The 20,763-nt window shown below is 66.7% G+C and carries 18 protein-coding genes and 1 riboswitch; of the genes, 5 read left to right on the top strand and 13 right to left on the bottom strand.

Features of this window, described 5'->3' with window-relative positions:
* The first annotated feature begins 13 nt into the window (after nucleotides 1-13).
* Complete coding sequence (locus RM463_RS13990; protein ID WP_311430322.1) at nucleotides 14-1,537, top strand: hypothetical protein; 1,524 nt, start codon at nucleotides 14-16, stop codon at nucleotides 1,535-1,537.
* A 64-nt stretch (nucleotides 1,538-1,601) separates the two neighbouring features.
* Here RM463_RS13990 and cdd read toward each other — a convergent pair whose 3' ends face one another.
* The 7 genes from cdd to RM463_RS13955 all read right to left on the bottom strand — a co-directional run bounded on the left by cdd (nucleotide 1,602) and on the right by RM463_RS13955 (nucleotide 8,418).
* Entirely contained in the window at nucleotides 1,602-2,006 is a 405-nt protein-coding gene (gene cdd, locus RM463_RS13985) for a cytidine deaminase (RefSeq protein WP_311430321.1), read from the bottom strand.
* Entirely contained in the window at nucleotides 2,003-2,746 is a 744-nt protein-coding gene (gene deoD, locus RM463_RS13980; RefSeq protein WP_311430320.1) for a purine-nucleoside phosphorylase, read from the bottom strand. The genes cdd and deoD overlap by 4 nt, the downstream gene beginning before the upstream one ends.
* Complete coding sequence (locus tag RM463_RS13975; RefSeq protein WP_311430319.1) at nucleotides 2,746-4,053, bottom strand: phosphopentomutase; 1,308 nt, start codon at nucleotides 4,051-4,053, stop codon at nucleotides 2,746-2,748. The genes deoD and RM463_RS13975 overlap by 1 nt, the downstream gene beginning before the upstream one ends.
* The gene (gene deoA, locus RM463_RS13970) at nucleotides 4,050-5,381 is read right to left on the bottom strand and encodes a thymidine phosphorylase (RefSeq protein ID WP_311430318.1); all 1,332 of its coding nucleotides are present in this window, start codon (nucleotides 5,379-5,381) and stop codon (nucleotides 4,050-4,052) included. Before deoA ends, RM463_RS13975 begins: the two co-directional genes overlap by 4 nt.
* Nucleotide 5,382: 1 nt before the next feature.
* Nucleotides 5,383-6,186 (bottom strand): deoxyribose-phosphate aldolase, encoded by an 804-nt coding sequence (deoC, locus tag RM463_RS13965; RefSeq protein ID WP_409228801.1) that lies wholly within the window; start codon nucleotides 6,184-6,186, stop codon nucleotides 5,383-5,385.
* 67 nt (nucleotides 6,187-6,253) lie between these two features.
* Nucleotides 6,254-7,528, bottom strand: coding sequence for a NupC/NupG family nucleoside CNT transporter (locus RM463_RS13960; protein WP_311430316.1), 1,275 nt, complete (start codon nucleotides 7,526-7,528; stop codon nucleotides 6,254-6,256).
* 146 nt (nucleotides 7,529-7,674) lie between these two features.
* Nucleotides 7,675-8,418, bottom strand: coding sequence for an outer membrane protein OmpK (locus RM463_RS13955; RefSeq protein ID WP_311430315.1), 744 nt, complete (start codon nucleotides 8,416-8,418; stop codon nucleotides 7,675-7,677).
* A gap of 64 nt (nucleotides 8,419-8,482) precedes the next feature.
* Between RM463_RS13955 and RM463_RS13950 the strand changes: the two genes are divergently transcribed.
* On the top strand, nucleotides 8,483-9,229 hold the full coding sequence (locus tag RM463_RS13950) for a DeoR/GlpR family DNA-binding transcription regulator (RefSeq protein WP_229332963.1): 747 nt from the start codon (nucleotides 8,483-8,485) through the stop codon (nucleotides 9,227-9,229).
* A 115-nt stretch (nucleotides 9,230-9,344) separates the two neighbouring features.
* Entirely contained in the window at nucleotides 9,345-10,025 is a 681-nt protein-coding gene (locus RM463_RS13945) for a CBS domain-containing protein (RefSeq protein WP_311430314.1), read from the top strand.
* Nucleotides 10,026-10,145: 120 nt separating this feature from the next.
* On the opposite strand, the gene RM463_RS13940 is transcribed toward RM463_RS13945, so the two are convergent.
* The 3 genes from RM463_RS13940 to RM463_RS13930 form a co-directional block, all read right to left on the bottom strand.
* Complete coding sequence (locus tag RM463_RS13940; protein WP_195687968.1) at nucleotides 10,146-11,300, bottom strand: aminotransferase class V-fold PLP-dependent enzyme; 1,155 nt, start codon at nucleotides 11,298-11,300, stop codon at nucleotides 10,146-10,148.
* 117 nt (nucleotides 11,301-11,417) lie between these two features.
* On the bottom strand, nucleotides 11,418-13,595 hold the full coding sequence (gene pta / locus RM463_RS13935; protein ID WP_311430313.1) for a phosphate acetyltransferase: 2,178 nt from the start codon (nucleotides 13,593-13,595) through the stop codon (nucleotides 11,418-11,420).
* Entirely contained in the window at nucleotides 13,592-14,776 is a 1,185-nt protein-coding gene (locus RM463_RS13930; protein ID WP_311430312.1) for an acetate kinase, read from the bottom strand. Before RM463_RS13930 ends, pta begins: the two co-directional genes overlap by 4 nt.
* Nucleotides 14,777-14,926: 150 nt before the next feature.
* On the opposite strand from RM463_RS13930, the gene RM463_RS13925 reads away from it, so the two are divergent.
* Nucleotides 14,927-15,838, top strand: coding sequence for an EamA family transporter (locus tag RM463_RS13925; RefSeq protein ID WP_195687971.1), 912 nt, complete (start codon nucleotides 14,927-14,929; stop codon nucleotides 15,836-15,838).
* A 20-nt stretch (nucleotides 15,839-15,858) separates the two neighbouring features.
* Here RM463_RS13925 and RM463_RS13920 read toward each other — a convergent pair whose 3' ends face one another.
* Nucleotides 15,859-16,728: a diacylglycerol kinase family protein gene (locus RM463_RS13920; protein WP_195687972.1), complete on the bottom strand. Its 870-nt coding sequence runs from the start codon at nucleotides 16,726-16,728 to the stop codon at nucleotides 15,859-15,861.
* A gap of 205 nt (nucleotides 16,729-16,933) precedes the next feature.
* Here RM463_RS13920 and RM463_RS13915 point away from each other — a divergent pair, with 205 nt between their 5' ends.
* A complete protein-coding gene (locus RM463_RS13915; RefSeq protein ID WP_195687973.1) occupies nucleotides 16,934-17,434 on the top strand; it encodes a porin family protein in 501 nt (166 codons plus the stop codon).
* 61 nt (nucleotides 17,435-17,495) lie between these two features.
* Here the strand turns inward: RM463_RS13915 and thiC are convergent, their stop codons facing one another.
* A complete protein-coding gene (gene thiC / locus RM463_RS13910; RefSeq protein ID WP_311430311.1) occupies nucleotides 17,496-19,391 on the bottom strand; it encodes a phosphomethylpyrimidine synthase ThiC in 1,896 nt (631 codons plus the stop codon).
* A 78-nt stretch (nucleotides 19,392-19,469) separates the two neighbouring features.
* A riboswitch (TPP riboswitch) is annotated at nucleotides 19,470-19,592 on the bottom strand.
* A 46-nt stretch (nucleotides 19,593-19,638) separates the two neighbouring features.
* Nucleotides 19,639-20,460, bottom strand: a complete 822-nt coding sequence (locus RM463_RS13905) for an IclR family transcriptional regulator (protein ID WP_195687975.1) — start codon at nucleotides 20,458-20,460, stop codon at nucleotides 19,639-19,641.
* Nucleotides 20,461-20,763: the final 303 nt, after the last annotated feature.

Below are 20,763 nucleotides of genomic sequence, written 5' to 3'. Positions count from 1 at the left end.
GAGTGAGTCGCCCATGATTCAGGTCGAACGTCAGGACAGTCTCCACCTCAAGGTTTCCCGTGTGCTGCAGGAGGAGACCTCGCACCGGCTCGATCTCTTTCTGTTCGTGCCGGGGGAGCTGGGCCTGACCGGTCAGGTGATTCCCGAAGAGGACTTCTATCACGGCTCCATCTATGTGAAGCGTACCTACTTCAGCGACCGCTATCGCCTGCCGCTGGTACTCAGCCGCCTGGCCGAGCGCGGCAAGCTCGATGCCGAGCACTATCGGCTCAGCCTGAGCCTCTATGCCTACCAGTATGTGGTGGCCATGGAGGGCGCGATTCAGCCGCTGATCGATGATGTGCGGCGCGCCAGGAAGGACGAGAAGGTGGAAAAGGCCGAGAGGGAGAGGGAGGAGGAGGGAGACGCCCAGGTCAGGGGCGTCGATAGACGCGCCTGCGAGCCGCGTTCTCAGCCGCAGAAGGCGTCGGAAAGCGAGCAGATGTCGGAGCTGGAGCACAGGCTGGCCGAGCATGTCGACCTGGCGGTCAGCATTCTCAGCCGCCTGCGGCGTCAGGAGCCCAGTGACGAGAGCCTGCACCGCTATTTCGCCACCATCGACAACTACCTCTCCTGGTTTACCGAGCAGCGCCTGCTGGCGCTGCTCGCCGGCCTGCCCCGGGGGTCACGCTTTCGCCCGATACGCGCACGGCTGGTGGAGATCAGTCGTGCCGAGGATGCCTACCGCCGCGAGCGAGAGTACAACTCCGCCCGGGTGACCCGTGACCCGACGCGGATGTCCAACAAGATGCGTCTGCTGCGTCGGCTGATCGAGCATCCGGTGACACTCAAGCAGAAGAACCAGGAGCTGGGCGGTGCCGAGCAGAAGGCGGTAAAGGCGATGGCCACCGCGGTGGTGATGATATTCGTCTCCCTGGGTCTGCTCGAGATCCGCACCGTGCTGGCCGACCTCACCGCGCTCTTCGTGCTGGCCATGGCCGGCATCTACGCCCTGCGTGAGGTGTTCAAGGATGATCTGCGCAATACCCTGTGGCGGCTGCTGCGTCGTGGCCGCCCCAAGTGGCGTCGCCAATATCTGGATCCGACTCGCGACCAGGTGGTGGGGCGCCAGCTGGAGTGGTTCGACTACAAGCGTTTCAACCGCCTCGACGATGAGATCAAGCGTGTGCGCAAGCGCAGCGTGGCACAGCGCGAGGAGGTGGTGCTGCACTATCGCTCCAGCTCGCGGATGTCGCCGACCCGCTTCCTGAGCGGCTACGACCACACCCGCGAGACCCTGACACTCGATCTGTCGCCGATCGCCAGGTTGATGGACAAGAGCAGTCGCCGTGTCTACCGGCTGGGGGAGGGGGACCAGGTCCTGCGTGAGGAGGTGGAGAAACGCCACCTCTTCAATCTGGTGATTCGCGAAACCCAGGGCAGTGCCCCCGCCACCCTGCAGCGCTGGAAGATCGTCATGAGCCGCTCGCGCATCGTCGATGTGGAGCGGGTCCACGCCGAGGGGCCGGGGCACGAGGAGGCGTCCGACCCCGATTGAGGCGAGGGGCGGCTGCCCCTGGCCTTGGCGCGCCTCGGCACTCGGTTTTCAGGCCCTCAAGCTCTCAATTTTCCAGGTTCTCGGGCCCGAAGGCGTCGGGCAGCAGTTCGGCCATGGTGTATTGCTTGAGCAGGTTGCCGTCGGCGTCCACCACGCGGATACGGGTGTGCTCGTCGGCGAACTCGCGGATGCGCTGGCGACAGTCGCCACAGGGCGTGCACAGCTGCTGACCGGGGCCGATCACGTAGACCTCGCGCAGGCGCCGTTCGCCGGCGCTGGCCATGGCGGCGATGGCGGAGGCCTCGGCGCACAGCCCCTTGTAGTGGGCCACCTCGACGTTGGCCCCGGCGTAGCGGCTACCGCTTTCGCTGACCACCACGGCACCCACCGGATGCCGCGAGTAGGGAGCGTAGGCGCGGTTGCGTACCGCCACCAGCGTCTCGATCAGGCTTGGATCCAGCGTGTTCATGCGTCGGCCTCGCTGCCACCTTGGTGGTGGTCGTCGAGCAGCACGGCATCCAGCGCCACCCGCATCATGTCGTCGAAGCTGCGCTCGCGGGCCCTGCTGTCCAGCGAGTCGCCCTTGAGGATATGGTCCGAGACCGTGCAGATGGTGGCCGCGCGGGCGCCGAACTCGGCGGCCACGCCGTAGAGGCCGGCGGCCTCCATCTCCACGCCGACGACCCCGTAGCGCCGCAGCAGCTCGGCGGTGTCGGGGCGCGGGTCGTAGAAGAGATCGGCAGAGAACAGGTTGCCGACGCGGGTGGTCACGCCCAGCTTGTCGGCGGCATCGACCAGGGCACGGCTCAGGGCGAAATCGGCGGTGGCGGCGAAGTCCATGCCGGCGAAGCGCGCACGGTTGACGCCCGAGTCGGTAGAGGCCCCCAGGCCAATCACCACATCGCGCAGCGCCACATCATCGCGCACCGCGCCACAGGAGCCGACCCGGATCAGTCGCGTCACGCCGTACTCGGTGATCAGCTCCTTGGCGTAGATCGACACCGATGGAATGCCCATGCCGTGGCCCATGACCGAGACCCTGCGGCCGCGATACGTGCCGGTGTAGCCGGCCATGTTGCGCACGCGGTTGACCTGCCTGGCGTCGGCCAGGTAGGTCTCGGCGATGTACTGGGCGCGCAACGGGTCGCCGGGCATCAGCACGATGTCGGCGAAGTCGCCCGGGGCGGCGTCGATATGCGGGGTTGCCATCAGCACTCTCCTTGAGCGTTGGAGCCTGAAGAACAGGAAGAAAGGAAATTTACGCCGTCATCCATGGCCGGCAAGCCGAGCCAGGTGGCCAGGCTCTGACCGATATCGGCGAAACTGTCACGGGCCCCCAGGGGGCCGGGCGCCAGGCCGCCGCCCAGGGCCAGCACCGGCACCTGCTCGCGCGTATGCTCGGTGCCGCGCCAGGTGGGGTCGCAGCCATGGTCGGCGGTGAGAATCAGCAGATCGTCCTGCTTGAGCCTGGCCAGCAGCTCGGGCAGCCGGGCGTCGAAGGCCTCCAGTGCCGCGGCGTAGCCGGCGACGTCGCGGCGGTGACCGTAGAGGGTGTCGAAGTCGACGAAATTGGTCATCACCAGGGTGCCGACCGGCTCGTCGCCCGAATCATCGAGGGCCGCCAGGGTGGCGTCCATCAGGGCCTCATGGCCGCTGGCCTTGAGGGTACGCGAGATGCCGCAGTGGGCGTAGATATCGGCGATCTTGCCGATGGCGATCACCTCTCCGCCGGCGTCGTGAAGCCTCTGCAGCACCGTGGGCGATGGCGGCTCGATGCTGTAGTCACGCCGATTGCCGGTGCGCGTGAAGCCGGTCGCTGCGTCGCCCGTGAAGGGGCGGGCGATGACCCGGCCGATGTTGTAGGGCTCGAGCAGGCGCCGGGCCGTCTCGCACAGGGCGTAGAGTCGCTCGAGGCCGAACGCCTCTTCGTGGGCGGCGATCTGAAATACCGAGTCGGCCGAGGTATAGACGATCGGCTTGCCGCTCGCCAGATGCTCCGCGCCCAGGCGAGCGATGATATCGGTGCCCGAGGCGTGGCAGTTGCCCAGCACGCCGGGCAAGTTGGCGTCGCGGACCAGCGCCTCCAGCAGCGCTTCGGGAAAGCTGTTGTCGCGCTCGAGGAAGTAGCCCCAGTCGAAGCGTACCGGCACGCCGGCAAGCTCCCAGTGGCCGGAGGGAGTGTCCTTGCCCGAGGAGATCTCGGCGGCATGCCCCCAGGCGCCGATCACGTCGGTGGGCGGCGTCACCCCCTCGGCCCAGGCGCCGGTGGCGGCATGATGGGCATGGAACAGCCCCAGGCGCGCCAGGTTCGGCAGCGACAGCGGTCCGCTGCGCGCCGCCTCCGGGCCGGCGGTGGAGACCTGGGTAGGCTCGCACTCGCCGCGGGCACAGGCGGCGGCGATATGGCCCAGGGTGTCGGCGCCTGCATCGCCGAACTGCTCCGCATCGGGGCCGGCGCCGATGCCGAAGGAGTCGAGGACTAGTACGATGGCGCGGCGATGCTTGCCGTGAGTCATGGGGTCTCTCCCGGGAGTCGTTGATGGATCGGCGCCGGCGCCGTGGCGGCGGCGTCACCCACGACCATGGCCGCACGCACCTGGGCCGCGGCGCGCTCGGCGGCGTCATGGCTGGCGGCGTGGACAAGCGCCAGCGGACGCTCGGTGTCGACCGCCTCGCCGATGGCGGCCACCTCGCTCAGGCCGACTGCCGGGTCGATGGCGGCGCCGGGGGTGCGGCGTCCACCGCCCAGCTCGACCACCGCAAGCCCCAGGGCGCGGGTGTCCAGGCGCTGGACGATGCCGGCGCGCTCGGCCGGCACCGCCAGGGTGACCGGCGCTCGGGGCAGGTGTCGTTCGGGGTGATCGAGCAGGTCACCAGGGCCGCCCAGGCCTGCCACCATGCGGGCGAAGCGGTCGGCGGCCTCGCCCGAGGCCAGCGCGGCCTCGAGGCGGGCCTCGGCGGCGGCCGGGGTGTCGGCCAGGCGTCCGGCGATCAGCAATTCACGGGCCAGGCGGCGCGTCACCGTCATCAGGCGGCTGTCGCCCCGCTTGCCGGTCAGCGCAAGGATCGCTTCGTGCACCTCCAGGGCATTGCCGGCGCAGGGGGCCAGCGGCTGGCTCATGTCGGTGACCAGTGCGGTGGTCGGCGTGCCGGCGCGGGTCGCGACATTGGCGATCGAGGCGGCCAGCTCCAGGGAGGCGGCATGGGTGGGCATGAAGGCGCCGCTACCGCTCTTGACGTCCATCACCAGGGCGTCGAGCCCGCAGGCGAGCTTCTTGCCGAGGATCGAGGAAACGATCAGCGGCAACGACTCCACCGTGGCGGTGACGTCACGGATGGCGTAGAGGCGCTTGTCCGACGGAGCCAGCTCGCCGCTCTGACCGACGATGGCCACCCCGACCTCGCGTACCAGCCGGCGGAAGGTGGCGGTGTCCGGGGTGATGCCGTAACCCGGGATCGCCTCGAGCTTGTCCAGGGTACCGCCGGTGTGGCCCAGGCCGCGGCCGGAAATCATCGGTACGTGACCGCCGCAGGCGGCGACCCAGGGCCCCAGCACCAGCGAGACCAGATCGCCCACGCCACCGGTGGAATGCTTGTCGAGCACCGGACCGGGCAGGTCGTCCCAGGCCAGGATGACGCCGGAGTCGCGGATGGCGGTGGTCAGCGCTACCGTCTCGGCCTCGTTCATGCCGTTGAGGGTGATCGCCATGGCCAGCGCACCGACCTGGGCATCGGAGAGCCGGCCGTCGGCGACGCCGTTGACCAGCTCGCCGATCGCAGTGGCGTCCAGGGCATGGCCGTCACGCTTGGCGCGGATCAGCTCCTGGGGTAGCGGCGAGGTCATCTCAGTACCCCTTCTGACCCTCGACCGGCGCCACCGCCAGGTCCAGCGTGTGCAGCAGGTCGTCGAGCAGGCCCGAGGCGCCGAAACGGAAGTGCGCCGGGGTGATCCAGTTGGCGCCCATCACCCGCTCGGCCAGCTGCAGGTAGGCCTGGGCATCCTCGACGGTGCGCACACCGCCGGCGGCCTTGAAGCCTACGCTGCGCTGCAGCGTGGGGGCGCTGGCCTTGATGGTCTCCAGCAGGATCTCGGCGGCCTCGAGGGTGGCGTTGATCTCCACCTTGCCGGTGGAGGTCTTGAGGAAGTCGGCACCGCCCTCGATGGCCAGCTCGGCGGCGCGACGAATCAGCGCCGGCTGCTTGAGCTCGCCGGTCTCCAGGATCACCTTGAGGGTCGCGTCCCCGGCGGCCTGGTGGCAGCAGGCGACCAGCTCGCGGCCGGTCTCCTCATCGCCGGCCAGCAGGGCGCGGTAGGGAAATACCACATCCACCTCATCGGCACCGGCGGCGACCGCCTCGCGGGTCTCGCGGGCGGCGGCCATGATGTCGTCGCCGCCATGGGGGAAGTTGGTCACCGTGGCTACCCGGATCCTGTCCGCCAGGTCCAGCGCCTTGAGAGTACGCTTGGCAGTGGTGACGAAGGCGGGGTAGACGCAGATCGCCGCCGGGGTGCCGGCGGTGGTGCGGGCGCGGCGGCACAGCGACTCGATGCGAGAATCGGTGTCGTCGTCGTTGAGGCTGGTCAGGTCCATCAGCGCCAGGGCCTGGCGTGCGGTGCGCTTGAGATCGTGGGTCATGGTCGCGTCCATAGGTCGTGAAGGATAGGTCGTGAAGGTTAGGCGCCCGGGGCGGCCCGGGCGTGGTGAAGAGCGGGTGTCAGCCCAGCGCCGACAGGGCCATGAAGAATCCGGCGATGGAGGCTGACATCAGATTGGACAGTGTACCGGCCAGCACCGCCTTCAGGCCGAAACGGGCGATCTCGTGGCGGCGACTCGGGGCGATGCCGCCCAGCCCGCCTAGCAGAATGGCGATCGATGACAGGTTGGCGAAGCCGCACAGGGCGAAGGAGAGGATCGCCATGGTATGGGCGCTCATGACCTGGCCGGTGGCGGCCACCACCTGCTCGCCGCTGAGATAGGGACTCAGGTTGATGTAGGCCACGAACTCGTTGACCACGATCTTCTGGCCGATAAAGGAGCCGGCAAGCGTGGCCTCCTCCCAGGGGATGCCGAGCAGGAAGGCGAGGGGTGAGAACAGCCAGCCCAGGATCCACTCCAGGCTCAGCGCCTCGAAGTCGAACCAGCCGCCGATGCCGCCGAGGATGCCGTTGATCAGGGCGATCAGGCCGATAAAGGCCAGCAGCATGGCACCGACATTGGCGGCCAGCCTGAGGCCCGAGGAGGCGCCGGAGGCCGCCGCGTCGAGCACGTTGCTGGGCCTGTCCTCGTCCTCCTCCTGCTCCTCTTCGATCTTCGAGATGCTGTCTTCGGGGGCGCGTGTCTCGGGCATGATCAGCTTGGCGAACAGCAGCCCGCCCGGCGCGGCCATAAAGGAGGCGGCGATCAGATACTCCATGGGCACCCCCATGGCGGCGTAGCCGGCCAGCACCGAGCCTGCCACCGAGGCCAGGCCACCGCACATCACCGCGAACAGCTGCGAGGGCGTCATGCGGGCGATGAAGGGGCGCACCACCAGCGGGGCCTCGGTCTGGCCGACGAAGATGTTGGCGGTGGCCGAGAGGGACTCGGTACGCGAGGTGCCCAGCGCCTTTTGCAGCGCACCGCCGAGGATGCGGATGACCCACTGCATGACCCCGATGTAGTAGAGCACGGCGATCAGCGATGAGAAGAAGATGATGACCGGCAGCACCTTGATGGCGAAGACGAAGCCGATGCTGTCCATATCGGCCAGGCCGCCGAAGACGAAGCCGATGCCATCGTTGGCATAGAACAGCACCTGGGTGACGGCATCGGACAGCGTCTTGAGCACCGTCTTGCCGAAGGGCACGTAGAGCACGAAGGCGCCGATGCCGAGCTGGATGGCGAAGGCACCGACCACCGTGCGCAGGCGGATCGCGCGGCGATCGTAGGAGAAGAGCAGGGCGATGGCGATCAGCGTCATCATCCCGACAAGGCTCATGATGAGGGTCATGGGTGTCCCCTTTGGGCGTGAGTTCGGGTCTACAGCAGATTGAACTTGAGGGTATAGATCATGGCGTTCTGATACTGCCCCGGCGTGCCAAGCTTGTTGTCGGCGTAGCGGTACTGAACCCCGGCGGTGAGACGGCGATGGGGATGTCACCACAGGCTCAGGGCACCGTTGGTCCCTACCTCACCGGCCTTGTCACCGATGTAGTTCTGGCGCAGATAGTCATCGTCGCGGTCGAAGGTTTGCTCGTGCCACTGGGTGAGGCTGAACGCCTGATCCAGGACGCTGAAGTCGTAACCGGCGACCCAGCCGGCCATGAAGCCATTCATGCCGGTAAAGCCGTCACTCTGCACTCGCGCGGCGCCGAGAAATGGCTTGAACCACAGCCCGTTGTCGAAGGTGTGGCGATAGCCGAGCCCGAGGATCTGGTCCTGTTCACGCGCCTCAAAGCCGTAGTCGCGAAAGTCGTAGACGTGAGCGTAGACCGAGAACGGCGTCTCGCCCATATAGAGATGCGTGGTCACCTTGGCGGCGGTGCGGAAGTTGTCCTTGCCTCCACTGTCTTCGTCGAAGCGGTCGTTGCCCGGATTCTCGAAGTCAAGAAAGCCGTAGAACTCTCCCCAGCTGTAGCCAGCACCGCCCTCGAGCTCGAGATAGACGAAGTCGCTCTTGGCGGCGTTGCTCGCGGTACGTGTCTCGCTGCCGCTAGACCAGTCGAGGTAGTTGGCGGATACGTTGGCGAAGGACCAGAGCGGGGTCGCAACGCCGTCGGCCTGGGCGGGAACGACACTGAACAGCAGGCCGGTGCCCAGGCCGAGAAGGGAGAGATGGCGAATCATGAACGGGTCTCGATGGCTGGCGTTGCGGTTGTCGCCCTGGGGGGCGTGGCTCACGTGAAAAGTATAACAGACAGTGTTATTTTTCTAACATTTTCATCTTGCCGCGAGGGCTCGTTGCATGGCGCAACGCATCAATGAACGCAGCGCACGGCGGGTAGCACGGCTGGCCGAGGTGCTGGCGGAGCGGGGTCGCCTGCGCCTGGCGGAGGCGGCGACCCTGTGTGGTGTCTCGCCGATGACCGTTCGTCGTGACCTGGCCGCGAGTGATGGCGAATTGATGCTGATGGGGGGCTACCTGGTGCGTGCCGCCGACCCGCGCTACGCCCCGGTCTACGATCTCGACGATCAGCGGGACCGCCAGGCCGCCGCCAAGCGTGAACTGTGCCGTCAAGCGGCGGCCCGGGTCGAGGAGGGGGATACCCTGTTCATCGATTGCGGCACCACCCTGACGCCGCTGGTGGCCGAACTGGCCGACTATCGAGAGCTCACCGTGGTCACCTACGCCCTCAACGTGGCCAGCGCCGTGGCTCGCCACCCGGGGCTTCGCCTGGTGTTGCTGGGTGGGCTCTATCACCCGGCCTCGCAGTCCTTCGAGAGCGATGCGGTGGATTCGGCCGTTGGGCGCCTGGGCATCAACCGGGCCTTTCTCTCGGCGGCGGGGGTGCATCCTCGCCATGGTCTGAGCTGCTTCCACTTTCATGAGGTAGCCCCCAAGCGTGCCGCCATCGCCATGGCCGGTGAGCGTATCCTGGTGGCCGATGCCACCAAGCTGGGGGTGATCCGCCCGGCCCGTTTCGGCACCCTCGACGATATCGATCTGCTGATCAGCGACGCCGAACCGGCAACGTCGCCTCGGGTGGAGTAATGTCACCTTCGGCGTGATGAAGAAGCGTTAACGGATCCTGCTCAGGGTCAAGGCAAAAGGCCCGGCTCGTTGCTATCTTGAGTTTACAAGCCCCTGAACCCGCTGGAGAACGTCGATGCAAGCCGCCGATATCATGACCCGTAACGTCATCACCGTAGGCCGTGACAGCGAGGTGCGAGAGATCGCCAGCCTGCTGCTCGAGCATGGCATCAGTGCCGTGCCGGTGGTGAGTGACAGCGATGAGGTGCTGGGTATCGTCAGCGAAGGCGATCTCATTCGGCGGGTCGAGGATGACAAGCGCAAGTCCTGGTGGCTGCGGCTGTTTGCGGTCAATGACCCCGGCGAGTACGTCAAGTCTCATGGTCGCCGCGCTCACGAGATCATGACTCCCGACCCACTGACCATCAGCGAAGATATGCCGCTTGCGCAGATCTCGCGGCTGCTGGAGAAGCATCACATCAAGCGGGTACCGGTCGTCAGCAACGGCAAGCTGGTGGGTATCGTCAGCCGTGCCAACCTGCTCCAGGGGTTCGCCGTGGTCGATCCGGAGACTGCCGCGACCAGCGCCGATGATCGCGAGATTCGTGAGGCGATTCGCAAGGAGATCGATCAGAACACCGGCGTGTTGGTGGACCGCATCAACGTGATCGTCAGTCAGGGCCAGGTGGAGCTGTGGGGCCTGGTGGAGAACGACACGGAGCGCATGGCGGCTCAGGTCGCGGCCGAGAATGCTGCCGGCGTCAAGGAAGTAAAGAACAACCTGGGCTATGTGCCGCGTGGCTTCGGCGGCGCTTGAGAGGGTGCCGCATGGTTTTGCGGCGCCAACGTCAAATACGAGGCGGGCGGCCCCAGGGCCGCCCGCTTCTTTTATGCACCTGCTCGAGCTCTTGAACTCTCGAGCCTTCGAGAGTCGACACTACGCCTCGTCGGGCGTGGGCTGATTCGCTTTCGCGATCTTCTCCAGGGCCTGGCGCAGGCTATCGATGGCGCGCTGGTGGTGGTGAAGCTTCTCCATCCCGAACAGGCCGATGCGGAAGGTCTGAAAGCCGTCGCCCTCGTCGCACATCAGCGGTACCCCACCGGCGATCTGCAGGCCCTCTTCGGCGAAGCGTCCCACCATGCCGGGGTCATCGGTGTAGCTGACCACCACGCCGGGAGCCTCGTAGCCGGGGGCGGCCACGCTCTTGAAGCCGTAGTCGGCGAGCAGTTCACGCACGCCGCTGCCCAGCGCCTGCTGCTCGTCACGCAGCTTGTCGAGGCCGTACTGGTCGATCTCGAGCATGACGTCACGCAGCTTGACCAGGCCGTCGGTGGGCAGGGTGGCGTGATAGGCGTGCCCGCCATTCTCGTAGGCCTCCATGATCGTGAGCCACTTCTTCAGATCACAGGCGAAGCTGGTGCTGGTGGTCTCCTCGATGGTCTCGCGGGCCAGCCGCGACAGCATCACCATGGCGCAGCAGGGCGAGGCGCTCCAGCCCTTCTGCGGCGCGCTGATCAGCACATCAACACCGAGGTCCTGCATGTCCACCCACATGGCGCCGGAGGCGATGCTGTCGAGCACCAACAGGCCACCCTCCTCGTGGATGGCGTCGGCCACCTGGCGAATGTAGTCGTCGGGCAGCATGATGCCCGAGGCCGTCTCGACATGCGGGGCGTAGACGATGTCGGGCTGGGCGTCACGAATGGCGTCGATCACGTCCTGGAGCGGCGCCGGGGCGAACGGTGACGTGGCATCGTCCTCGTCCAGGCGACGCGCCTTGCGCACATTGACATCGCCGGCGATCTGGCCCATCTCGAGAATCTGGCTCCAGCGGTAGCTGAACCAGCCGTTGCGCAGAATCAGGGCACGCCGATTCTTGGTGAACTGGCGGGCAACGGCCTCCATGCCGAAGGTGCCGCTGCCGGGTACGATTACAGCGCTGTGGGCGTTGTAGACCCTCTTGAGGTGTGCGGAGATATCGCGCATCACCTCCTGGAAGCGCGCCGACATGTGGTTCAGCGAGCGGTCGGTATAGACCACCGAGTACTCCAGCAGGCCATCGGGGTCGACATCGGGAAGCAGGCCGGGCATCTCTCTCTCCATGGTTGTTCTAGCCTTCCAGTGTGAAGGCAATTGGTATTTCAAGCATATTCGCATTGCCCGTTCGGGGCCAGCCGTGGCAGCGGCTCGAAAAGGGCAATGGCACTCTTAGCCAGGCTGGCTCGCCTGGATGGCGGTGAGGGCGATGGTGTAGACGATATCGTCGACCAGCGCGCCACGCGACAGGTCATTCACCGGTTTGTTGAGGCCCTGCAGCATGGGGCCGACGCTGACCACCTGGGCGCTGCGCTGCACCGCCTTGTAGGTGGTGTTGCCGGTGTTGAGGTCGGGGAACACGAAGACCGTGGCGCGACCGGCTACCGGGGAGTCGGGTGCCTTCTGACGTCCCACGCTCTCGATGGCGGCGGCGTCGTACTGCAGCGGCCCGTCGATGCAGAGCTCGGGGGCACGCTCCCTGGCCAGGCGCGTGGCCTGACGAACCTTCTCGACGTCGGCACCGGAGCCGGATTCGCCGGTGGAGTAGCTGATCATCGCCACCCGCGGCTCGATGCCGAAGGCCGCCGCCGAGCGGGCGCTCTGGATGGCGATCTCGGCGAGGATCTCGGCGCTCGGGTCGGGGTTCACCGCGCAGTCGCCGTAGACCACCACCTGCTCGGGCAGCAGCATGAAGAAGATCGACGATACCTGGCGGTAGTCCGGCGAGGTCTTGATCAGCTGGAAGGCGGGGCGCACGGTGCTGGCGGTGGTGTGCACCGCACCGGAGACCAGGCCACCGACCTCACCCTCGGCCAGCAGCATGGTGCCGAGCACCACGTTGTCCTGCAGCTGGGCCTCGGCGGTGAGTTCATTCAGCTTGCCGGCACGCCGCGCCACCATGGGGGCCACATAGCGCGACCGGATGGTATCGGGGTCGATGATCTCGAGCCCCTCGGGCAGTTCGATGCCGCGCTGTCGGGCCACCTCCTCGATCTCCTCGCGTCTGCCGAGCAGCACGCACCGCGCGATGCCGCGTTGCTGGCAGATCACCGCCGCCTCCAGGGTGCGTGGCTCGCTGCCCTCGGGCAGCACGATGCGCCGGTCGGCCTGCTGGGCCAGCTGTACCAGCTGATGGCGGAAGGCGGCGGGGGAGAGCCGGCGGGAGTAGCCGCGGCTCAGGGTGGCCTTGAGCCAGTGCAGATCCAGATGGCTGGCGACGAAGCGGGTCACCTGCTCGGCGCGCTCGGCATCATCGATGGGGATATCGTTGGCCATGCGGTCGAGGCTCTTGGCGGTCTCGAAGCTGTCCGAGTCGACCGACAGCACCGGCAGGCCGGTGCGCAGCGCGGGGCGGCAGATCTCCACCATCGACTCGCCGGGTTGTTCGCCGTGGGTGAGCAGCACGCCGGCCAGGGGCACGCCGTTCATGGTGGAGAGGGCCGCGGCCAGCAGAATATCGTCCCGGTCGCCGGGGGAGACGACCAGCCGCCCCGGCTTGAAGACGTGCAGTGCGCGGTAGGCGCTGCGCGCGCACAGGCTGGTGCCCATCACTCGGCGCGTGGCGGCATCGCCTTCATGCAGGAAGCGGGCGTCCAGCGCGCGGGCCACATCGATGATGCGCGGGGCGGAGAGGGCGTCGTGCCAGGGCACGGCACCGATCAGCCGGAACTGCTCGCCATCCAGCGCCGGCAGGTGCTGGCGCAGGGTCTCGGCAAGCGCCCCGTTGCCGTGGGCGGCCAGCTCCGGAGCGGCCAGCGAGGGATTGCCGGCGGCGGCAGGCAGCGGACGCACGCGCATCAGGATGCACCCCAGGGTACGCGCGGAGCGCGTGCCATCGAAGGGCTGGGCATGGATGTCGAGCTGCTCCGCCAGCTGGCGCGGATTCTCGAGGTCGCCATCGGCCACCAGGATCACCCGGGCGTCCAGGGCGCGAGCCAGTTCGGCATTGAGCAGACCGGCATAGCTGCTCTGGGGGCCGGCGACCAGTCCCTCGACGATGACCAGATCGGGGCAGGTCTCCTCATCGCCGCAGGCGACGCGGGTGTGCCGGGCGACGGCTTCTTCCATCAGCTCGGCAATGCGGTCGTCGCGCAGCAGCCGCTCCAGGCGTGCCTGGGGGAGCGGCTCGGGAGGCGTGAGCCCCAGCGTGGTTCGGGCCAGCGCCGTGGAGCGATCCGAGCCGGGCCCGTTGATGTCATCCTGGCGAAAGGGGCGCATGAAGCCGGCTCTGAGGCCCAGGGTGTCCAGCGCGCGTATCAGCCCCAGGCAGGCGGAGGTCAGGCCGACATTGGCGCCGGTGGGGACCAGCAGCAGGGTGCGGGGTTCGGGGCGTGTCGCGCTGGTGCTCATGCGGTGGCCTCGCTGAGGAGTTGACGGGTCTCGAAGGCGATCTGGCCCTCTTCATCGGTGGGAATCACCCACAGCTCGGGGCCGCTGTCACCGGCATCGATGCGCCCCTCCTGGCCGCCCACGGTGGCGGCGTTGGCGGCGGCCGAGAGGCGCAGCCCGAAGTGGGGCAGGGCCTCCACCACCCGGGCGCGTACCGCACTGGCGTTCTCGCCGATGCCGCCGGTGAAGACGATGCCGTCGAGCCGGGGCAGGGCGCAGGAGAGGGCGGCCAGGGACTTGGCGATGCGATAGCAGAACACCTCGATGGCGAGCTCGGCGCCGCGGTGGTGCTCGGCGGCGGCCTGTTCCAGGCGACGCATGTCGTTGGAGAGCCCGGAGAGGCCCAGCAGCCCGCTCTCCCGGTTGAGCAGGGTGTCGATGCGCTCCAGCGACCAGTCGAGCTGGCGGCTCAGGTGGGCATGCAGGCCGGGGTCGACATCGCCGCTACGGGTGCCCATCACCAGGCCCTCCAGCGGCGTCAGCCCCATGCTGGTATCCACGCTCCGGCCCTGCCACACCGCGCAGGTCGAGCAACCGTTGCCCAGATGGGCGATCAGCCAGCCGCCATGGGGGCGATTGGAGAGGTGGTCGACGCGCTCGCTGACATAGGCATGGCTGCTGCCGTGGAAGCCGTAGCGACGAATCCCGTGGCGGGCATAGAGATGCTGGGGCAGGGCATAGCGGTAGGCGCGTGGCGGCAGGCTCTGATGAAAGGCCGTATCGAAGACCGCGACCTGGGGCAGCTCGGGAAACAGCTCCAGGGTGGCGCGTACCCCCACCAGATTGGCGGGGTTGTGCAGTGGTGCCAGGGCGCCTGTGCTCTCGATGGCGCGCAGCACGGCGGGGTCGATGCGGGTGGCGGCGGTGAACCGCTCGCCACCATGCACGATGCGGTGGCCCACCGCGGCCGGTGCCGGACCGCTCAGGGCATCGAGAATCGCCGCCATGGCTTCGGTATGGTCGGCACCGTGCAGCGGCCGGGAGAACTCGTGGCCGTCGGCATCCATGCCCTTGAGGCGCGCGTCGCCGCCGCCCAGGCGCTCGGCCAGGCCCGACTGGCGTGGCTGGCTGGGGGCGTCGGAGACCAGGGCGTACTTGATGGAGGAGGAGCCGCAGTTGATCACCAGGATCGGGGCACGCATCGAGGGGCCTCGTGGAAAGAATAAGACGCTAGGCTACCATGGGGCTTCGATCTCGGTCGTACCCGGCACTTGATGCGCGTCATGCTTCGGTTCGAAGCATCGGTCGCCATCCCGTTTACGCTCGCAATACCGCTTACGCAAGGAAGCCCCATGTCGAAAGCCGCCGCACTGCCTCGTCCACTGGCCATCATGCTGCTGTGCAGTGTGGCCACGCTGTTTGCCACCAACCATGTCGCCGCCCGGGTCGCCTTCGATGAGGGGACCGGACTGCTGCTGGCGATACTGGTGCGCTCCTGTGTGGCCGTGATGGTGCTGGGTAGCCTGGTGCTGCTGCAGCGCAAGTCGCTGCGCCTGCCGGCGGGTACCGCCGGTTGGCAACTGCTGGTGGGGCTGTTGATCGTGGTGCAGAGTCTCTCGCTCTATTCGGCGGTGGCGCGGATTCCGGTGGTGGTGGCACTGCTGCTGATGAACACCGCGCCGATCCAGCTGGCGCTGCTCAACTGGGCGCTGGGTGGGCCGCGACCGACACTGCGCGCGGCGCTGGTCATGGGGGTGATTCTCGCCGGCCTGGTCGTGGTGCTGGACGTGCCGACCTGGTTCGCCGACCCCGCCGCCATGGGGCCCGACTGGCTGCTTGGCGTGGGCCTTGGGCTGACTGCCGCGCTGGTGTTCGCCGTGGCCATCTGGATCACCGAGCATCGTCTGGCCGCCGTGGGCAGTACCCTGCGCAGCCTGCTGACCATGCTCACGGTGCTGGTCAGCATGCTGGCGGCCGGCGCCGCCGGTCTGGTGCCGGGCGGCATGGACCTGCCCCAGAGCGCTGCGGGTGCCTGGGGGCTGGCCGCGCTGGGGCTGTTCTACGGCGTGGCCTTCTCCATTCTGTTTATCAGCGTGCCGCGCCTGGACATGGCGCGTAACGCCCCGGCCATGAACATGGAACCGGTGGCGGCGCTGGTGCTCGGCTACCTGGTGCTTGGCCAGACGCTGTCGTCCGTGCAGCTGCTGGGCGGCGGCTTGGTGCTTACGGGCATCGTGATACTGGGGCTCTCGAAACAGGAGTAGGAAGCAGGAGCAGGAGGCGCCTATCGCTTGCCGGTAATCACCGGCAGGGCACCCTTCTCGATACGCAACTGCAGTTCAGCGAACTTGCCGAGCAGTTCGCCGTCGGCCGTGACCCGATGTTCCTGCTCCATCTGGATGCGACAGGCGGCAGTGGCGTACTGCTCGACGCTGTCGTTCTCGCTGGGGGGCGCCCCCTGGTAGCGGGTGATCAGAAAGGTCCACAGCAGCTCCCACCATGGGCGGGGGCGCACGGCGACGAGGGTCAGTCGTCCACTCCGGGGAGAGGCGCCGGGGACTCGCGTGCCGCCGCCGAAGAAGGCCCCCGAGGCGATGGCCAGCGATAGCCAGCGCCCTTCGATGCGCTCATCATCGGTGTGGATGGTGGCCTTGAAGCCACGCGTCAGGCCCAGGCGACGCAGCTGCGGTAGCATGGCCGCATAGCTGAAGCGACCCAGCCAGCGCTTGAGGCGTGTCGAGGCCTGGGTCGTCGGCAGGGTGCCCAGGCCGATATGCACCACATTAAGGAACAGCTGGTCGTCGAGCCAGCCGACATCGACCCGCTCGACTCGTCCCCTGGCGATAACCCGGCAGAGGGCGTCGGGATCTTCCGGCAGGTGGAGGTTGCGCGAGAAGTCATTGGCGGTGCCGGATGGCAGCACGCCGAGGGTGGCACCCCGGTCCAGGCATACCCTGGCGGCCCGGTTGACGGAGCCGTCGCCGCCGGCGACCAGCGCGGTGTCGTCGGTTTCGAGCGCCGTCTCCCAGTCATCATCGGCCAGGTCGCATACCCGATGTGTCGTGATGCCGGCATGCTCGAGGCGCGGCTTCCAGAAGTCTGCGCCGCGGGAGCCGCTTCCGGCACGAGTGTTGGCGATCAACCAGTAACGCATCCCTGATTCCTTTCCCGATGAGTCAGCCCTGCCTGCGTGATACCTGCGTGATAGATGAGTATAGCCAGGCAGGGTGGTCGATGGTATGTCGCGACTCGCCGACGCTCGGTAGCGCAACGTTGCACATTTGTCCCTTGATACTTCGTCGTAGAGGGGCCACACTTGGAGGTGTTAGGAAACACTGTTCGTTAATGAGGAGTGCGTTATGAAGACCCTTACCATTGCCACCGTGACTTCCGCCCTGCTTGCCGCTGGTGCTACCGCCGCCCAGGCCCAGCAGCCTCCCTATCCCCAGGGCTATGTGGGCGGTGACGCCATGTTCTGGGAGCTTGATCCGGATGGCCCGGCAAGCAGCCGCGACAGTGTCGGCCTGCGGGTCAACGGCGGCCTGAAGTTCAACGACTTCTTCGCCGTGGAGGGTCATCTGGGGGGTGGCGGATCGGATGGTCCGGTCGAGCTGGACTCCCTGGTGGGGCTCTACGCCAAGGGCATCCTGCCGGTTTCCCAGGAGTTTCGTCTCTATGGCCTGGCCGGCATGACCGAGGTGGACGGAGATGTCGATAGCGAGTCCGGCTTCTCCTACGGCGCCGGTGCCGAGTTTGATGTGGCGCCCAATGTGGCACTGGGTGCCGACTACATGCGCTACCTCGACGAGGATCAGTACACCTTCGATGCGGCAAGCGTGGGTGTGCGCTACCGCTTCTGATGCTCGCTGGCAGTCGCCGTCAATGCAAGCGCCCCCACCGTTCGGTGGGGGCGTCGTCCTGTCAGACTGGCTTGTAGAGTTCGGCGCCCTGGTCGCGGAACTTCTCAGCCTGCTCCTCCATGCCCTGCATCACCGCCTCCTGGTCGCCGTCGAGGCCCTTGTCCCTGGCGTAGTCGCGGACTTCCTGGCTGATCTTCATCGAGCAGAACTTGGGACCGCACATGGAACAGAAGTGCGCCACCTTGGCGGAGTCCTTGGGCAGCGTCTCGTCGTGGTACTCCCGCGCGGTGTCCGGGTCGAGGCCGAGGTTGAACTGGTCCTCCCAGCGAAACTCGAAGCGTGCCTTGGACAGGGCGTTGTCGCGACGCTGGGCGGCTGGATGGCCCTTGGCCAGGTCGGCGGCGTGAGCGGCAATCTTGTAGGTGATGATGCCGGTCTTCACATCTTCCTTGTTGGGTAGCCCCAGGTGTTCCTTGGGGGTCACGTAGCAGAGCATGGCGCAACCGTACCAGCCGATCATCGCCGCACCGATGCCGGAGGTGATGTGATCGTAACCGGGCGCGATGTCGGTGGTCAGCGGCCCCAGGGTGTAGAAGGGCGCCTCGTCGCACTCGACGAGCTGCTTGTCCATGTTCTCCTTGATCAGGTGCATGGGCACGTGGCCCGGCCCCTCGATCATCACCTGGACGTCGTGCTGCCAGGCGATGCGGGTCAGCTCTCCCAGGGTCTCGAGCTCGGCGAACTGCGCCTCGTCATTGGCGTCGGCCACCGAGCCGGGGCGCAGGCCGTCGCCCAGCGAGAACGCCACATCGTAGCGCTTGCAGATCTCGCAGATCTCCTCGAAGTGCTCATAGAGAAAGCTCTCCCGGTGGTGGAAGAGGCACCACTTGGCCATGATCGACCCGCCCCGGGAGACGATGCCGGTGACCCGCTTGGCGGTCAGCGGCACGTAGCGCAGCAGCACCCCGGCGTGGATGGTGAAGTAGTCGACGCCCTGCTCGGCCTGCTCGATCAGGGTGTCGCGGAACACCTCCCAGGTGAGGTCCTCGGCCACGCCGCCCACCTTCTCCAGCGCCTGGTAGATGGGCACGGTGCCGATCGGCACCGGAGCGTTGCGGATGAGCCATTCGCGGGTCTCGTGGATGTTCTGCCCAGTGGAGAGGTCCATGATGGTATCGGCACCCCAGCGGATGCCCCAGGTCATCTTGTCGACCTCCTCTTCGATGGAGGAGGTGACTGCCGAGTTGCCGAGGTTGCCGTTGATCTTCACCAGGAAGTTGCGACCGATGATCATCGGCTCGGATTCCGGGTGGTTGATATTGCAGGGGATGATCGCCCGGCCGGCGGCCACCTCGTCGCGCACGAACTCGGGAGTGATCTCGTCGGGGAGATAGGCGCCGAAGCCCTGGCCGGCGTGCTGGTGGCCGAGGATGCGTTCGACTTCCTCGGACCCCAGAGCTTGCCTGCGTTGATTTTCGCGAATGGCGATAAATTCCATCTCCGGGGTGATGATGCCCTGACGGGCGTAGTGGAGCTGGGTGACGTTCTTTCCTGCCTTGGCGCGACGAGGCGTGCGGGTCAGGTCGAAGCGCAGGTTGGCGAGCATCGGGTCGTTGGCGCGGCGCCGGCCATACTCGGAGGTCGGGCCGTCGAGCCACTCGGTGTCGCCGCGTTCATCGATCCAGGCCCGGCGCAGCTCGGGCAGGCCGCGGCGCAGGTCGATCTCGGCCTCGGGGTCGGTGTAGGGGCCGGAGGTGTCGTACACCAGCAGCGGTGGGTTCTGCTCATCCGGGCTCTCGCCGGAGGTGCGGGTCGGCGAGAGAGCGATCTCGCGGAAGGGCACGCGTATATCGGGGCGCGAGCCCTCGATGTAGAGCTTGCGCGAGCCGGGCAGCGGCTGGATGGCGGCCTCGTCGACGCGGGCGCTCTCGGCGAGGAAGTGGGCGGTCTTGCTCATGGTGTTCTCCCCTGGATTGTCGGAGTCTTGTCAGGGAGGACACAGGCGGGGAGGACAGGGGCCGCGGCATCGGGTGCGCGCGGCCTGTCGCTTGATCCCTACGCTGGTCCTAACCAGTTCAGGTTCAACGGGATCCATGCTGTGTCTCCGGTTAGAGAGGCATGATCTCAGCCGTCTTCAACGGCACCCCGTCAAGCGTGGTTGCCGACGACGCTGGGTCGTCGGCTGGTGTTTGCCGGCCGCGTCGCTAGACGCTGCTGGCAGTGTGGTGCTGGGTAAGCATGGCGTCGCTGTCGATCGCGGCGATGGCGTCAGCGGCTCGCTGCAGTGCCGGCAGGCACTCCAGCGCCTTGTCTCGAGTGAGGCGCATGATAGGCGCCTGAATGGCTATTCCGATATTGGACTTGCCACCCTGAGGATTATTGGCCAGCACGGCAATGCATAACAACCCTGACAGGAACTCCTCGTCGTCGAAGGCATAGCCCTGTTGGCGTACCTCGTCGATCTCCTGTTCCAGCTGGTCCATATCGGTCAGGGTGTTTTTCGTGAAGGCCTTGAGAGGCACCTCGCCCAACAGGCGCCTGCGCTGGGCCGGCGACATCTGTGCCAGAAAGAGCTTGCCGCTGGCGGAGCAGTGCACCGGCACCCGTGAGCCGGGATGGAGATAAAATCGCAGGGCCTCCGAGGTCTCGACCCGGTCCAGGTAGAGGACTTCGCTTCCCGACAGGGCGGTGATGTTACAGCTCTCGCCCACTTCGTCGACCAGCTGACGCAGCACGGCGTGTCGCGCGCCATGCACGGTATCGTTGAGCAGCAGGTTCTCGGCCAGCCGGCGCAGGCGACTGCCCTTGCCATAGTGGCGGCTGTCGGCCTCGCGCTGCAGCATGCCGGAACCTTCGAGCTGCTGCAGCATGCGGTGCAGCGTCGGCTTGGGCATGCCGGTCTCCTCCACCAGGCTTTGCAAGGTGAAGAAGTGATCCTTGTCAGCGATGACTTCCAACAGCGCCAACAGACGCTGTGCAGGAGTGTCGCCTTCTATACGCGTTGTCTCTGTCTTGTGACTGGTCATGGCAGGTCTCCCTTGTGCGCTCAAGGTAGCGTGTTCTGTAAAAGAAATCAATTTGTACCGTTTTACGAGATTTAAGGTTGACCTTTCTCGGGGAGGCGGCTAGATTTGAGTCAGGTTTCGTTATGCGGAACTTTTCGTACCATAAAAAATATATCGGTCGCATTCAGGAGGCCAGCCATGAGCACAGAGAACACCACAGATACCCGTCAGGTCGTGGAAGGCAAGCAGAAGATGACGCCCTCGGAGGCCTTCGTGGAGACCCTGGTCGCCAACGGCGTCACCGACATGTTCGGCATCATGGGC

Source organism: Halomonas sp. LES1, from assembly GCF_031846005.1.
Classification (GTDB): domain Bacteria; phylum Pseudomonadota; class Gammaproteobacteria; order Pseudomonadales; family Halomonadaceae; genus Halomonas.
The sequence above is the reverse complement of the archived record's forward strand: the minus strand, read 5'-3'. Positions and strand labels throughout refer to the sequence as shown.

What these genes read in the sequence shown, in the direction of transcription:
- RM463_RS13990 (WP_311430322.1), top strand. Translation starts at nt 14, where the DNA reads ATGATTCAGGTCGAACGTCAGGACAGTCTCCACCTCAAGGTTTCCCGT.
- cdd (WP_311430321.1), bottom strand. Translation starts at nt 2,006, where the DNA reads ATGAACACGCTGGATCCAAGCCTGATCGAGACGCTGGTGGCGGTACGC.
- deoD (WP_311430320.1), bottom strand. Translation starts at nt 2,746, where the DNA reads ATGGCAACCCCGCATATCGACGCCGCCCCGGGCGACTTCGCCGACATC.
- RM463_RS13975 (WP_311430319.1), bottom strand. Translation starts at nt 4,053, where the DNA reads ATGACTCACGGCAAGCATCGCCGCGCCATCGTACTAGTCCTCGACTCC.
- deoA (WP_311430318.1), bottom strand. Translation starts at nt 5,381, where the DNA reads ATGACCTCGCCGCTACCCCAGGAGCTGATCCGCGCCAAGCGTGACGGC.
- deoC (WP_409228801.1), bottom strand. Translation starts at nt 6,186, where the DNA reads ATGGACGCGACCATGACCCACGATCTCAAGCGCACCGCACGCCAGGCC.
- RM463_RS13960 (WP_311430316.1), bottom strand. Translation starts at nt 7,528, where the DNA reads ATGACCCTCATCATGAGCCTTGTCGGGATGATGACGCTGATCGCCATC.
- RM463_RS13950 (WP_229332963.1), top strand. Translation starts at nt 8,483, where the DNA reads ATGGCGCAACGCATCAATGAACGCAGCGCACGGCGGGTAGCACGGCTG.
- RM463_RS13945 (WP_311430314.1), top strand. Translation starts at nt 9,345, where the DNA reads ATGCAAGCCGCCGATATCATGACCCGTAACGTCATCACCGTAGGCCGT.
- RM463_RS13940 (WP_195687968.1), bottom strand. Translation starts at nt 11,300, where the DNA reads ATGCCCGGCCTGCTTCCCGATGTCGACCCCGATGGCCTGCTGGAGTAC.
- pta (WP_311430313.1), bottom strand. Translation starts at nt 13,595, where the DNA reads ATGAGCACCAGCGCGACACGCCCCGAACCCCGCACCCTGCTGCTGGTC.
- RM463_RS13930 (WP_311430312.1), bottom strand. Translation starts at nt 14,776, where the DNA reads ATGCGTGCCCCGATCCTGGTGATCAACTGCGGCTCCTCCTCCATCAAG.
- RM463_RS13925 (WP_195687971.1), top strand. Translation starts at nt 14,927, where the DNA reads ATGTCGAAAGCCGCCGCACTGCCTCGTCCACTGGCCATCATGCTGCTG.
- RM463_RS13920 (WP_195687972.1), bottom strand. Translation starts at nt 16,728, where the DNA reads ATGCGTTACTGGTTGATCGCCAACACTCGTGCCGGAAGCGGCTCCCGC.
- RM463_RS13915 (WP_195687973.1), top strand. Translation starts at nt 16,934, where the DNA reads ATGAAGACCCTTACCATTGCCACCGTGACTTCCGCCCTGCTTGCCGCT.
- thiC (WP_311430311.1), bottom strand. Translation starts at nt 19,391, where the DNA reads ATGAGCAAGACCGCCCACTTCCTCGCCGAGAGCGCCCGCGTCGACGAG.
- RM463_RS13905 (WP_195687975.1), bottom strand. Translation starts at nt 20,460, where the DNA reads ATGACCAGTCACAAGACAGAGACAACGCGTATAGAAGGCGACACTCCT.